A 13,738-nucleotide genomic window follows, 5' to 3' on the forward strand; every position below is an offset into this window, starting at 1 on the left:
CCGGCAAGGGGGATGGGTGCCCCGCCCGGGCTATGGGTCGGCGCGGTCGGCGGGATCATCGGCGGGGCCGGACGCAGAACGAGCACCACCTCAGGTCCGTCCACCGCGCCGAGCCGGAGCCGGAGCTCCCCGGAGACGGCAAGACCGCCCACACGGCAGCCATCCCGCCAGAGACCGTTGGCGCTGATGTCCTCGATCCGCCATCCGCCGACGTCGGGATGCAGCACCAGATGCCGGCGCGACACCCGGCCATCGTTGATCACAATGTCGGCCGTACGGGCCCGCCCCACCACGACCGGCTTGTCTCCGGTGAGCGTCGCCTCCCCCGCGGGGGTGGTGACGTGAAGCGGGGTCGGAACCACCAGCACTCTCCCTCGCTCCTTCGATCGCCAGACGCACCATAGTGTGCCTGTGCAGAGGGAGTTTTCCCGCCCCTTCCGCAACATGTCCGAAAGCTGACGGCCACGAGACGGCGCCACGACGGGTTGGAGCGTGCTGGATCCGGACACCGACCGGTCCGGGGAACGAGGAAATGCGGTGGGCGGGTGGTGGAAATCGAATCAGTTCCAGCGGGCCGCACGGGTGCCGCCGTCGGGTAGGCGGGCGGAACCGACGGCCTGACCGCGGTTGTTGACCGCCACGGCGCGGCTGGTGCCGCCGCCGAAATCGCCCAGGAGCACCATCCGACCGTGGGACCAGCGGAATCCGTGCTCGGCGCCGTCGGGCGTACTGCTGACGCCAACGATGTCGCCACGGTCGCTGATCGCCGCCGGCGTGCTGGAAGGGCCGCCGAGGATGCCGAGATCCGTCACGCGGCTGTCCTCCCAGCGGAAGCCGCGACCGCCACCGTTGCCGTCGAACGTCGAACCGACGACCTGCCCAGCGTCGTTGATCGCCGTCGCCAGGCTGCCACGACCGCCCAGCGCGCCAAGATCGATGATCCTCCGACCCCGCCAGACGACCGCGTGCATCGTCCGATCGGCGGTCTGGGCCCAGCCGACGACGTCCCCACGATCGTTGATGTCGGCGGCCCAGCTCCCGACACTACCGGGCAGGTCGGGCAGATCGGTCCACCGCCCTCGGGTCCACCGGGCGGTGCGGGAACGGCCCCCCTCGTCCACCCGAACGGCGACCTGTCCGCTGTCACTCACCGCCACGGCAAAGCTGGCGGCACCCGACGGCGCGCCAAGATCGACGGTCCGGCCACGCCACCAGCTCACGGCACGAGGCGGCGCGGTGAACGTGGTTCTGGTCCCGACCACCTGGCCGCGCTCGTTCTGGTCCTCGACCCGGAAATCGAGATCGACGAGAACGCCGCCGGGCCGGAACACGAATCCGGTGTCGGGGGCGCCGCGGTGGGGGCGGAAGCCTGTCACCTGGCCGGCGTTGCTGATCCGCGACGGCCCGGGGGCCCCGTCCGGCAGCGCCGTCACCGCACTCTCCGACCATCGCAGGCCGTGGAGGTCGTAGGAGCCCGCGGAGCCGATGCCGACGACCTCTCCCCGATCGTTGATCGCTGTCGCCGTACTGAACAAGTACCCGGATGGAAAGCCCAGATCCACCGGCGCAACCGGTCCACCCGGGACCGCGTGCCGTCGCGCCGCGGCGCCGTTCGCCGGAACCATCGCCAGGATGAGGGCGGCAGCCATCGTGCCCGCCATGGTCGCCGCCCGTACCGCCCGTACCGCCCGCATCATCGCCCTTCCGCAGGGGCCGGCCATGCTCCGGGAACGCCGTCCCGGACGCACCTCGAAACCACGACATGAAGTGAGGCAAGTATTACGTTCCGCATCGACATCGGTGCCGTCGACTCGGCGTGGGCTCGACGACCGCGTGGTCCTTTCGTGGTCCGGAGGCGATCGAGCCGCCGGTCACAGCGTTTAGTGAGACGTCGGTGCCAGATACCGAAGAAAAACCACATTGTCGAGTTGTCGGACCTCGACGAGGCGAAGGGGCGAGCGGACGTCGTTGGGGAAGACCCCCGGTCCCACAAAGGTCGGCGCATCGCGCTCGCCGACGAAGAACGGGGCGACGGTAAGATGCAGCTCGTCGACCAGGCCGGCGGTGAGGAAGGCCGTATGCAGCGAGGTACCACCCTCCACCAGCAGCCGGCGGACGCCACGCCGGGCGAGATCGGTCAGGATGGCGGCGACCTCGACCCGGGGCCGACCGGGAAGCTCGACCAGGATGACGCGCGCGGTGAAGGTGGCGCGTTCGGTGCGGGCAGCGGGCGCGGTGCGGATCGCCGCCGACGCCGATTGCGGCGTTGACAGCTCGGGAGACGAGGTCGGCGCGGCGATCGGCAACGATGATCCGGCCCGACGGTAAATGATCGTCTCGACCGGGTCGGTGGTGAACAGCCGAGCGCTCGGGTCGAGATCTCCCCCGCCGGACAACACGACCTTGATCGGCGTGGGCGGACGCCCGGCCGCCTCCCGCGCCGCCCGACGGTGCTGCGCGCGCACGGCGAGGCGGGGATTATCCCGCCGGACAGTGGCCGCGCCGACGAGGATCGCGTCACAGCCGGCACGCACCTCGTCCACCCGGTCGAGATCGGCGGCACTGGAGAGGATCAGCCGCTCATCCGAGCTATCGTCGATGTGCCCGTCCAACGACATCGCGCAGCTGCAGATGACGTACGGCCGGCCAGCAACAGCGCCTCGGCCCACAGCGTCATTGTCGACGATGACACTGTCGACAGTGTCATCGTCGACACGCCGGCTCATTCCCATGACGACCATCATCCCAGACCCGACATGCCCGGCAGACCTGTCGGACCCTGGGACTACCGTCAACAGATGTGCGGATCGCGACGTGGAACATCAACTCTGCGAAGGCTCGGCAGGCCCGCCTGATCGAATGGCTCGACCGGGCCGAGCCGGATGTGGTGTGCCTGCAGGAGACGAAGCTGTCGGACGACGCCTTCTTGGAGCTGTTCGACGAGGATCTGTTCCGCCGGGGCTACCGGGTCGCCCATCACGGCGACGGCCGGTGGAACGGCGTGGCGATCCTGTCGCGAGACACCCTCGACGACGTCGCGCGGGGTCTTCCGGGCGATCCGGGCTTTCCCGGTCCCGAGCCTCGCGCCATCGCCGCGACCTGCGGCGGCATCCGGATCTGGTCGCTGTACGTACCCAACGGCCGGACCATCGACGACCCTCATTACGCCTACAAGCTGGCCTGGCTCGCCGCGCTGCGCGAGGTGGTGGCCGAGGCCACGGCCCAGGGCGCGGTGATGGCGTTGGGTGATTTCAACATCGCGCCAACGGACGCCGACGTCTGGGACATCACCCAGTTCGAGGGCGCCACCCACGTCACCCCGGCGGAACGCGCGGCACTCGCAGAACTCGTCAACGCCGGGCTCATCGATGTGCTGCGGGCCCGCTGGCCCGACGACGCCGTCTACACCTACTGGGACTACCGCCAGCTGTGTTTCCCGAAGAACCTTGGGATACGCATCGACCTGGCTCTGGCGACCGCCGACGTGGCGGGCCGCGTGCGCGCGGTCTGGGTGGACCGAGCGGCCCGCAAGGGTGTCGGGACGAGCGACCACGCTCCCGTCATCGTCGATCTGGACACCGCGCCGGACGGCGACATCGGGCCGATGGTGCCGCCTCCGTCGAGTGGTAGCTCGGCCGGACGGTCCGCCCCGGGACGGACCTCCTCCGCCGGCACCGGACCGCGCCGCCGCTGAGCCGGGCGGTCCCGGCAGGATCGACCGGTCCGGCGGGGTATGCCGCCCGGTGCGAGGGAACCGCTGCCCGGCGTGCGGACATCGGCGTCCGCACGCCGGGTGCGCTCCTCAGGCGGTGGAACCGGCCGCGGCCGGCGTGGCCGGCTCGGCGAGCCGCGGCGTCGCGGATTCCGCCGGCAGCCCCGGGGAGCCACCCTCGGCAACCTCGGCCGGCCGGGCGTCGCGGACGACCGGGGTGATCTCAATCCGGGTCGCCTTGGGCTCCGCCGCCGCGCCGACGAGACGGACTGTCAGGATGCCCCGGTCGTAAGTGGCCGAGATCCGCTGCGCGTCCACGCCCTCGGGAAGCCGGAACTCCCGGCGGAAGGAACCGTGCCATCGCTCGCGGTGCACGCAACCGGCGTGCTCGCTCTCGCTGCCGGCCGCACGCTTCCCGCGGACGACCAGGCGACCCCGGTCGATCTCGACCACGACGTCCCGCTCGACATCGACCCCGGGCAGCTCGAGGTTGATCAGTACATCCGCTCCCTCGGTAACCACATCAGCCGACGGGACGGCGAACTCGGTGACCGACGACCGTCCGGTAAGCACCGGACGCCGCGGGCCCCAGGCACGCCGAACAATCTCGTCGAACTCCCGGTCCATGCGCCCCAGCGCGGCAAACGGGTCCCACAGGTAGGTGCTCACGACACTCCCCCTCCAAAAGATTGATCTTTCTAGGGCCGATCTCTGTACATCGATGCCGATCGAGACGCGCCCGCCCCTCAGGCGCCCCCTGGACGGATCACCTTCGGTGCGACTGCCTCCCGCTCTCACAGTTAGTGAGTCTAAGACGCTCAACCTTGCTGTTGCAAGTGAGGGCAAAGAATTTGTTGGATGTGAGGCAGGACGCCGAAGCGGCGAACGGTCGCAGCGGCCGGCCCCGAGCGGCCGGGCAGCGGGGCCCGGCGCCGGCCCGCCGCGGCGGGCCGGCTCTCCTGGAGCGAGGAGCCGGCGATCGTGCGGCCGCGAGCCGCCCCGAGCTCCGGGCCGCGACGCCGCGGAATGGCGGCACCGGATCCGGGCACCATCGGCCGAACCGCCGACTCGGGATCAAATTAGTCCGGGATCACGGCAAATCGTTTGCGCCGGACATAGCCGAAGCCCGATTACCACCGACAAACTACCCCTTGAGTGAGGGTTACCGGGAGTGACCATAAGATAGCCACAGCACCGTGGTATAAAGTCGCACGCGCTATACCGGACTGCGTGTTGGGGAGGCTGTTCGTGTACCACGAGCGAACGGTTGCAGCACCGTACGAGATTGTTGGACGGGGTTACCACAAACGGCCCGTCCCATCGCGCAGCCACCCGGCACCGGCGCATCCGTGACCATACGGGATTCGAGGTCCGCCCCCCGATCAGGGGTAACCAGCCGCACCCGGTTGACGAGGTGAGGACCGGCCAGGACACAAGATCATCGTCATCCGTCGTAAACCGATGACGCCGAGAGAGGACAGGACGAGGGAGTGGCTTTGAACGAAAGCGGTCGGCGCGCGTCCCTTGCGGTCGCGACGCCTGAAGGTGGCGCGTTCTTCCCGGCGTTGCACTTCGACGACCTGCCGGCCTCGGTGGTCAGCCGGTTCCGGGAGGTCGCCACGCACCTGCCCGACACGCCCGCGCTGGTCTCTCCCGGCGTCGTCATGACCTTCGCCGAGGCTGATCGCCGGACCGATGACATCGCGATGGCGGTCCTCGGCCGCCTCGACGCGAACGAGGACGGTCCGGTCGCGACCCTGCTGCCGCACAGCGTGGCTGGCCTGCTGGGCGTGCTGTGCGTGCTGAAAACCGGGCGCCCGGTCGTCCCGCTGGATCCGGTGGTGCCCGCCGAACGGATGGCACAGATCGTTCGGCAGGCCGGCTGCGTGGCCCTGCTGACCGACCTGGGCGACGGCTCCGTGGCCCGCTCGACGGTGGGCCTGCAGCCGGTGGGGACCAACGGTTCGAACGCCACGGCCGAATCCAGCGTGAATCCGGACGCCCTGCTCGCCGCGCTGGCCGGGGGCGGCCCCCGCCTCGTCCTGGACCTCGCCACGGCGGCCGCGGACGGTGCCCGGTGGATCGCGGCGAACGGCGCGGACGCGGTCTGGTGGCCGCAGCCGCTGGTCGACGATCCGGCCTGCATCGTGTTCACCTCCGGTTCAACCGGCGCGCCCAAGGGCGTGGTGTGGACCAACGGCACGTTCCTGTGCGACGCCTACGCCGGCGCCGAACGCCTCGGTTTCGCGCCGGGCGACCGGCTGGCCCTCGTGCTGCCGTACTCGTTCGCCGCCGGCATCACCGTGGTGGTGTTCGGTCTGCTCAACGGGGCCGGGATGTATGCCTATGATCCCCGGGCGGTGGGCCTGAGCGGCCTCGCCGACTGGATCTCCTCGCAGCACCTGACCGCGCTGCAGACCACTCCGTCCCTGCTGCGCTCCCTCGTCGGCTCACTCGAACCGGACCAGGTCCTCGCCGACCTACGGATCGTGACCACGTGCGGGGAGGCCGTCTACGGACGCGACATCACGGCGCTGCGGCCGCACGTGCCACCGGCGTGTACCTACGTGAACTGGTCCGGTGCCTCCGAGATCGCCTCCCTCGGCTTCTTCGAGGTCCCGCCGGGCACCCAGCCGCCCGCGGGCACGGTACCCGCCGGACTGCCGGCGACCGGCAAGGAGGTGGTACTGCGCCGCGAGGACGGCACGCCCGCCGATCCCGGCGAGGTGGGCGACGTGGAGGTCACCTCGGCCTACCTGTCGGCCGGGTACTGGGGGAACACGGAGATGACGGCGTCCCGCTTCACCCCGCTCACCGATGGCCGGACCACCTGCCGGACCGGCGACGTCGGCCGGTTCGAACCCGACGGCACGCTGGTCCTGCTCGGCCGCCGGGACGCAGCGGTGAAGATCCGCGGCTACCTCGTCGAACCGAGCGAGGTGGAGGCGGCGCTGCTGAGCTCCGCGGAGATCGCCGAGGCGGTCGTCACCGCCGTCGCGCATCCTTCGGCGCGGAACCGGCTGGTCGCCTATGTCGTGCCGGCGGTACACGGCAACACCCTGTCCCCGGTCCGGATCCGGCGGAGGCTGCGCGAGAAGCTGCCGGTCTGGATGGTCCCGACGACGATCATCCCTCTGACGGAACTGCCCCGCAACGAACGCGGCAAGGTGGACCGGGGCGCGCTGCCGCCCCCGCCGGAGGCCCCGGCCGTCTCCGCCCGGCCGAGAACGCAGTGGGAGATCGTCGTCGCCGACATCTGGACGCGGGTCCTCGATCTCGAGGAGGTCGGCATCGGGGACGACTTCATGGAGCTCGGCGGCGACTCCCTGGCAGCGAACGAGCTGCTCACCCTGGTCGCGGAGAAGCTCGGGATCACCATGCCGTCATCGGCGCTGGTCGACGCGCCGACGCTGGGCGAGTTCGCCCGCTCGCTGTCACTCGCGCAGCAGTCGGGTCCGCGGCACCCCACCGTTGTCCCCCTGCGCACCACCGGCTCGCGGCCGCCGCTGTTCTGCTTCGCCGGGGCCGGCGCGCTCGCCCTCGGTTTCCACTCACTGGCCCGCCGCCTTGGTGACGACCAGCCGGTCTACGCCTTCCAGGCGCACGGGCTGGAGCGGCGGGGTTTCCCGGACTGGAGCGTCGCGCGGACCGCCCGCCGCCACCTGGAGATCATCCGCGTCCTGGCTCCCCGGGGTCCCTACCTGCTCGCCGGGCACTCGCTGGGTGGCCTGATCGCCATGGAGATCGCCCAGCAGCTCGCCGCCGCGGGAGAGGAGGTCGGTTTCCTGTCCATCATGGACACCTACCTGCCGGCCTCGCTGCGGATCGAGTCGGCCGGGGCGGGCGATACCGAGGCGGGCGATACCGGGGCGGCCGGCGCCACCGCGCCGTCGAAGGCAGCCGAGGACCACGCGCGCGGTTACCGCGGCCGGCTGGCGCGGTTCACCCAGAAGCTGCTACCGGAACAGCGGGCGAACTTCACCAGTAATGCGACCCTCAAGAAAATGGTACAGATTCCGCTCACCGGGGTCGTACAGTTCGGCGGGCTCGAACAGTTCGACGTCTTCTTCAACCACGGGCGGCTCCTCGAACGTTTCTACCGACCGCGGCCGTGGCCCGGCCGGGCCCTCGTGTACCGATCGGCGGAGAATCCGGACCCGGAGGACGCATGGTCGGCATTCCTCACCGGGAGCCATGACATCCATTTCGTTCCGTGTGAGCATTTCTACCTGCTCCGCGAACCGCACATCATCAAGATCTCGGAGCATTTCCGGGCCGAGATCGACCGGGTGGTTGCCGGGCTGGCTGAGACAGGCTGACTGCGACGGGCTGAGCACTCCGTTCGCCTAGCGGCGGTCGGCTGCGTAGGTCACCCTGACGTCGGTGAAACCCAGCGCGCCGAGTAGACCGCGCAGCATGGCGGTGGTGTTCTTCCTGCCCAGGTCGAGCACCTGGCCATCCGTCCTCGCCGCGTCGGTCATCCGCGCCGACGCGGCCCGGTAGAGCTCCTGGTCGCTGCCGACCCCACCGAACAACCCGCCGACGCGGTTCAGCGCGCCGCGCTGGCGGGCCACCACGTAGCTGTGGTCAAGATCCAGCTCGGGCCTGGACAGCGTCGGGTTCGGCAGCTCGATGGTGACCGCACGACGGTCCGGGGAGACGGTGACCGCGTCCTTGCCGAGCGCACCAAAGTTGATCACCGAGTCGACGGTGCCGACCTCGACGAACAGGGTGCGCTCGCCGCGCAGCGCATCAGGGATCCACTTGCTGTCCTTCTCGAGGTCGACCACCACCTCGAAGTGGGCGCTGGCGGCGTGATAGTCGCTCAGCTCTTCCAGGGAGCGCAGTACCGCCGGGGAACTGCGGTCGACCGTCCTCTCCTCGAACGGGTTCGGCAGGCTCGGCCGCCATCCCGCCACCAGGGCGATGCCGGCGAGGACGAGCACGATGGCGGCGACGGTAGCGACGACGGCGATCAACCGCAGTGGGCTGAGCCGGGACCGCAGAGATCGCGGAGACCGGGTCGAGCGGGTGGGCCGGTCCAAGCCGGACTCGTCGTTCATGAGCGTCTTCTACCCGAAATGGCCGGCAACCACGCCGATGTCGCCGCTATGGCTCTCCGGGCGCGATCGTGGAGCCACACTGGGCGGTGCGGGCGAGAATGATCGCCGTACGGTCGTCGCCCTGCCGCCCGGGCGCGTATCGGCGAACCGCGTCGAAAGCGTCGTCGAGCAGCGCCACCGGCGTGCGCGTGGGATCACGGAGGATCTCGGCGATCAGCCGGTGCAGCCCGAACTGCCGCCCGGCCTCGTCACGCGCCTCCACCAGTCCGTCGGTGTAGGCGAAGAGCACGTCGCCCGGTTCGAGCCGCAGCGTCTGGATTCCCCACGCCCCGGGCTCCGCGAGCAGGCTCGACATCAACGGGCCCGTCGGAGGCAGCCGAACGACCTGCGCCGTTCCCAGCCCGGAGCCGACGATGGAACCGGGTCCCGGCACCCGCCCGGGCTCGGGGCCGGCACCGTTCGCCCCATCCCCCGACCCGCGGGCCGATCCGACAGCATGCGCGGGTCCAACAGCAGCCGCCATGGCGGATCCGCCCACCCCGTCACCGGGGCCGCCTCCCGGCCGAGCGGGATCGCGGGGGCCAACCAGGTGAGCGGTCGGAGCGGGTACCTCGCGTGAGGATGCCCCGCCGGGAAGCACCGCGTCCGCGGGTACCTTGCCTGTGGGCAGCTCGCCCACCGACACCGCACCCACCCACCCCGCGCCCGCGGACAGCTCGCCCACGGGCGGCTCGCCCGCCGAGGCCATGTTCCCGGGCACCGCCCGGCGCAGCAGGAGCGTGTCGGGATGACCGGCGTTGACGTAGGACAGGTCCCCGGTCCGCGGGTCGACGACGGCGATGATCGCGGTCGCGAACATCTCCTCGATCTCACCGAGGTTGTCCACCGTCCACTCCAGGGCCCGACCGGGATCGATCTCCGTCGACAGAGCCGCGTCAAGCAGTTGCTTGAGCCGCAACGCGAAGACCCCGGCCGCGGCTCCATGACCGGAGACGTCACCGACCACGACGGCGACCCGCCCGTCGGGCAGCTCGAAGGCGTCGTACCAGTCCCCCGCCAGTTCGCCCTCGGCCGGATCGACCCGGCCGTGCAGGACCAGGCCGCGGGCCCGCAGGAACGAGGGCGTGAGCGCGTCCCGCAGCGCGATCACGGCGGGTCCCTGCTGGGCCAGAGCCTCCCACGACCGCTCGTTCTGGCGGACGAGCCGCACCAGCTGGGCGCGCATCGTCTCGACGTCGGCGGCCAGCTCCACGATCTCCTTGGGGCCGACGGAGGGGATCCGGGTGTCGTAGCGACCGGCGGCCACCGCGTTGACGGATCGCTGCAACGCTCCGATCGGGCGGAGTAGCCATCGGCGCGAGATGATCATAATGGTCAGCAGGAACCCGAGGATGACGAACATCGCACTGGCCAGCGAGCTCAGCAGCAGCACGGAGGCACTCTCCACCCGCCCGGACGCCTCGACCTGCTCGCGGTCGATCGCCACGGCGAGCTCCGCGACCTCGCGGCGCAGCAGGTCGAAGTCCTGGCGCGCGTTGGTGCGCACGATATTCCGGGCAGCGGCGGTGTCTCCCCTCGTCATCGCGGCCAGTTCCGGCTGGACAACCTCGCGACGCCAGTCCCGGTACGCCCGGCCGACTTCCCCGTGCTGCGCGCGCGGCACGGGGAAGTCGGCCAGCAACGCGTCCAGCTGTGCCATCAGGACCGGGATGGAGCTGGCGGACTCATCGTAGGGGACAAGGAAACCCCGGTCCCGGGTGATGATGTAGCCACGCAGAGCATTCTCCTGGTCGACGAAGTCGGCCAGGAGAATCGCGGTGGTAGTCGCCGCCGGGTCCAGATGCCTGCTCCGCTCCGTCGCGGCATGACGTGACCGCAGGGCGGAGACCACGGCCAACACCAGCATCACGATGATCGAGATGCTGGCGAGCAACGTCAGCACCCGGATGCCGCGCCGAAGGCCAGCCGTCTCGCCCATGTGCAGATTGTCGTCCAGCCGTCGGGCGCCGGTTGTGTCGGGTGACGTGCGGGGTCCCCCGGGGAGGCTCGTACGACAGCTACCCCATCTCACGGATGGAACGATGAGCGCCGCACTCAATGTGCTGCGCCGAATGATCGCGAACCTCGGCGGCGGCGCGAACCTACTCCAGCCCCAGTCTAGCCCCAGACTTTCACAGTGCTTGTTTGATGACGTGTTGGAAATGAGTAAACATAGCGGCACGTTGCCACTCTTTCGGACAAGGCGGAAACCTCCGGATTCCCACGGCACCGAGCGCTCCGGAGTGCCGGGAGCTGGAACGGTGCCCGTGGTCCACTCGTTAGGCCTGCTGAGCACGGCGGATCCGAGCCGGGATCCCGAGCCGGGGACTGGTCCGGCCACTGCGGTGCCCGGCGCCGACGGCGCCCAGCGCGTACCGCCGGGAGGCACGGGAGTTCGATCGGCCCCCGTGCCGGTGCCGGTCCCGCCAGCGGCCGCGCCTTTGGTCGACCACGACGGCCTCCGCGGGCACGACTCCCCATAGAGCACGGTGGATGACGGAGTCACGGTGGAGGGTGACGGATCGACCGATCTCCGGGAGTTGAATGCATGATCTGGGAGGCTGTCAGACGATGACTTCGGGTTCGGTCACCGAACCGACGCACGCATCGAACGTGGCTGGTCGCCCCCACGGTGCGGCGCGGCCCCCGCGGCCGGCCGGGCGGTCGCCCGAGGGCCCGGCCGAGGCGGCGATCTGGACCCGCGGGCTCGGCAAGCGGTACGGCGATCGGGTGGCGGTGGACCATCTCGACCTCCAGGTGCCGCGCGGGACGCTGTCCGGTTTCGTCGGCCCGAACGGGGCCGGGAAGTCCAGCACGCTGCGCATGCTGCTGGGGTTGATCCGCCCCACGGCGGGCCAGGGGTACGTGCTGGGCGCGCCGATCTCCCATCCGGCCCGCTACCTGGGCCGGGTCGGGGCGATGATCGAAGGCCCGACGTTCCATCCCGGGCTGTCCGGCCGGCGCAATCTGGACCAGCTCGCCCTGCTGCGTGGGATCGGCGGGCGGCGCCGCGCCGATCGCGCGCGGCGGGTCGGGGAAGCCCTCGCACAGGTGGGCCTGACCGAGCGGGCCGACGACCGGTTCACCGCCTACTCCCTCGGGATGAAGCAGCGCCTGGGCATCGCCGCCGCTCTGCTGCCCGATCCCAGCCTGCTCATCCTGGACGAGCCGACGAACGGCCTCGACCCGGCGGGCATCCGGGAGATCCGCGCGCTGCTGGGCCAGCTGGCCGGCACCAGCATGACGGTCTTCATGTCGAGCCATCTGCTGACCGAGGTCGAGCAGATCTGCGATCATCTGGTGATGATCAACGGCGGGCGGATGCTGTTCCAGGGGCACGTCACCGACCTGCTCGCCGCCGAGGATCCCCGGATCCTCATGGTGCCCGAGCGGGACGACGACGCCCGCCGCCTGGCCGGGCTCCTCGGCGAGACCGGCCTTCGGGTCGAGATGGACCTCTGCCCCGGGCCGTCGTGCGACGCGGGAGTCGGCGAACGCCATCCGGTGGTGACCGCCCATGCCCGCGAGGGGGTGGCCGCGGACCTCAACCGACTGGCGATGCGCGCCGGCATCACCCTGCGCTCGCTGCGCACCCATCGGCCGAACCTGGAGGAGACCTTCCTGCGCGTCACCGGCGAGATCGACGGCGACCTCATTCGTTCCGAGAACACCCCGGACGGCAGCGTGCCCCCCGTGGGAGCCGGGCTCGACCCGGCCCAGAGCCGTGCAGGTGCCACATGATCACGGCTTTCCGCGCCGAATGGGTGCCGCTGTTGCGGACCCGGTTCCTGCTCGGGACGCTGGGGGCGGTCATCGCCTCGGCCCTGCTCGGCACCGTTCTGACCTTCGTCTCGGTGGGGCACAACGACTTCGATGGCGACCCCGTCACGGCCAGCGGGCTGTCCGCCGCGAACGGCGTCGTGCAGGGGGTGCAGGCGGTCAGCATCCTGCTCGGCGTGGTGGCCCTGTCCGTCGTCGCCGCGTCGCTCGCCGGCGACCATGCGCACGGGACCCTGCGCAACCAGCTCGTCGCCCAGCCGCACCGGCTCCGGCTTCTCGCCGGCAAACTGCTGGCTCTGGCGGCGTTCGTGGTCCTCGTCATCACCGTGGCGACCGTGGTCTCGGTCGCGTTGTCCTTCGCGCTCGCGCCGCTGAAGGGGGTGTCGACGGCCGCCTGGAGCAGCGCGGCGGGGCTGGCCGAACTGGGCAAGAGCTTCGTCAACCTGTGCGCTGGATCGCTCGGCTACGCCGCGCTCGGCGCCCTGGCCGCGATCGTCTTCCGCGCGCCCGCCGCGGCGATCGCGGTCGCGGTCGCCTACGCGCTGCCGGTGGAGATGCTGGTCACGCGCATCTACGGTCCCGCCCGGGCCTGGCTGCCGGTACAGCTGATGGAGGCGATCACCACCGGTGGCTCCGCCGTCGCCACGCCCTACGCCGACGCGCTGCTGCGCGGGCTGGTCTACTGCACCGCGATGGTGCTGGTCGCTGTCGTCCTCTTCTGGCGCCGGGACATGACCTCATAAGGGAAATGGGAAATAAGAACGTTATTTTGTCCCGAGTGTCCCTGGACCCCGAGCTCCCAGGGACTCAGTGCCCGAACACGTCGGAGTCGAGGGCGTCCACCTCCCCCGCGGCGCCCCGGTCCAGTCCGGAGATCGCGGCGATCTCCTCGGCGGAGAGCGTGAAGTCGAAGACGTCGATGTTCTCCGCCAGGCGCCTGGGGCTGGCCGACTTCGGCACCACCACGATGCCCAGCTCGATGTGCCAGCGCAGGACGACCTGCGCGGGGGTGCGCTCGTGCGCGGCGGCGATCCGCGCGATCACCGGTTCGTCGAGCAGCCCGGTGCCGGCGCCCAGCGGGCTCCACGCCTCCGTCACGATCCCGTGCTCCGCGTGGTAAGCGCGGATCGCGGACCGGCCGAGT

General features: G+C 70.6%; 11 protein-coding genes. 4 read left to right on the top strand and 7 right to left on the bottom strand.

Annotated features, from left to right (window positions below; translation table 11 throughout):
• From ACY5KJ_RS06420 to ACY5KJ_RS06430, 3 genes are all read right to left on the bottom strand, one after another.
• Positions 1-362, bottom strand: a 362-nt coding sequence (locus ACY5KJ_RS06420) for an FHA domain-containing protein (protein WP_462202984.1), incomplete at its 3' end; no start/stop codon positions are given.
• A 198-nt stretch (positions 363-560) separates the two neighbouring features.
• Positions 561-1,697 carry a hypothetical protein gene (locus ACY5KJ_RS06425; RefSeq protein ID WP_462202985.1) on the bottom strand — a complete coding sequence of 379 codons (1,137 nt, stop codon included), beginning with the start codon at positions 1,695-1,697 and terminating at the stop codon, positions 561-563.
• Positions 1,698-1,880: 183 nt separating this feature from the next.
• Positions 1,881-2,732 carry a RibD family protein gene (locus ACY5KJ_RS06430; protein WP_462188300.1) on the bottom strand — a complete coding sequence of 284 codons (852 nt, stop codon included), beginning with the start codon at positions 2,730-2,732 and terminating at the stop codon, positions 1,881-1,883.
• A 68-nt stretch (positions 2,733-2,800) separates the two neighbouring features.
• Between ACY5KJ_RS06430 and ACY5KJ_RS06435 the strand changes: the two genes are divergently transcribed.
• Positions 2,801-3,694: an exodeoxyribonuclease III gene (locus ACY5KJ_RS06435; RefSeq protein ID WP_462188301.1), complete on the top strand. Its 894-nt coding sequence runs from the start codon at positions 2,801-2,803 to the stop codon at positions 3,692-3,694.
• A gap of 108 nt (positions 3,695-3,802) precedes the next feature.
• Here ACY5KJ_RS06435 and ACY5KJ_RS06440 read toward each other — a convergent pair whose 3' ends face one another.
• Positions 3,803-4,381, bottom strand: coding sequence for an Hsp20/alpha crystallin family protein (locus ACY5KJ_RS06440; protein WP_462188302.1), 579 nt, complete (start codon positions 4,379-4,381; stop codon positions 3,803-3,805).
• A gap of 821 nt (positions 4,382-5,202) precedes the next feature.
• On the opposite strand from ACY5KJ_RS06440, the gene ACY5KJ_RS06445 reads away from it, so the two are divergent.
• On the top strand, positions 5,203-8,031 hold the full coding sequence (locus ACY5KJ_RS06445) for an alpha/beta fold hydrolase (RefSeq protein ID WP_462188483.1): 2,829 nt from the start codon (positions 5,203-5,205) through the stop codon (positions 8,029-8,031).
• Positions 8,032-8,058: 27 nt separating this feature from the next.
• Here ACY5KJ_RS06445 and ACY5KJ_RS06450 read toward each other — a convergent pair whose 3' ends face one another.
• Both ACY5KJ_RS06450 and ACY5KJ_RS06455 read right to left on the bottom strand, forming a co-directional pair.
• Positions 8,059-8,775 carry a DUF4230 domain-containing protein gene (locus ACY5KJ_RS06450; RefSeq protein WP_462188482.1) on the bottom strand — a complete coding sequence of 239 codons (717 nt, stop codon included), beginning with the start codon at positions 8,773-8,775 and terminating at the stop codon, positions 8,059-8,061.
• Between the two features lie 46 nt (positions 8,776-8,821).
• The gene (locus ACY5KJ_RS06455) at positions 8,822-10,753 is read right to left on the bottom strand and encodes a PP2C family protein-serine/threonine phosphatase (RefSeq protein ID WP_462202986.1); all 1,932 of its coding nucleotides are present in this window, start codon (positions 10,751-10,753) and stop codon (positions 8,822-8,824) included.
• Positions 10,754-11,385: 632 nt separating this feature from the next.
• Between ACY5KJ_RS06455 and ACY5KJ_RS06460 the strand changes: the two genes are divergently transcribed.
• A complete protein-coding gene (locus ACY5KJ_RS06460; RefSeq protein WP_462188480.1) occupies positions 11,386-12,555 on the top strand; it encodes an ABC transporter ATP-binding protein in 1,170 nt (389 codons plus the stop codon).
• Complete coding sequence (locus ACY5KJ_RS06465) at positions 12,552-13,337, top strand: ABC transporter permease subunit (RefSeq protein ID WP_462188479.1); 786 nt, start codon at positions 12,552-12,554, stop codon at positions 13,335-13,337. The genes ACY5KJ_RS06460 and ACY5KJ_RS06465 overlap by 4 nt, the downstream gene beginning before the upstream one ends.
• Before the next feature lie 64 nt (positions 13,338-13,401).
• Here ACY5KJ_RS06465 and ACY5KJ_RS06470 read toward each other — a convergent pair.
• Positions 13,402-13,738: aldo/keto reductase (locus tag ACY5KJ_RS06470; RefSeq protein WP_462188478.1), on the bottom strand; the 337-nt coding region annotated here is incomplete at its 5' end.

Source organism: Frankia sp. CcWB3, assembly GCF_977927595.1.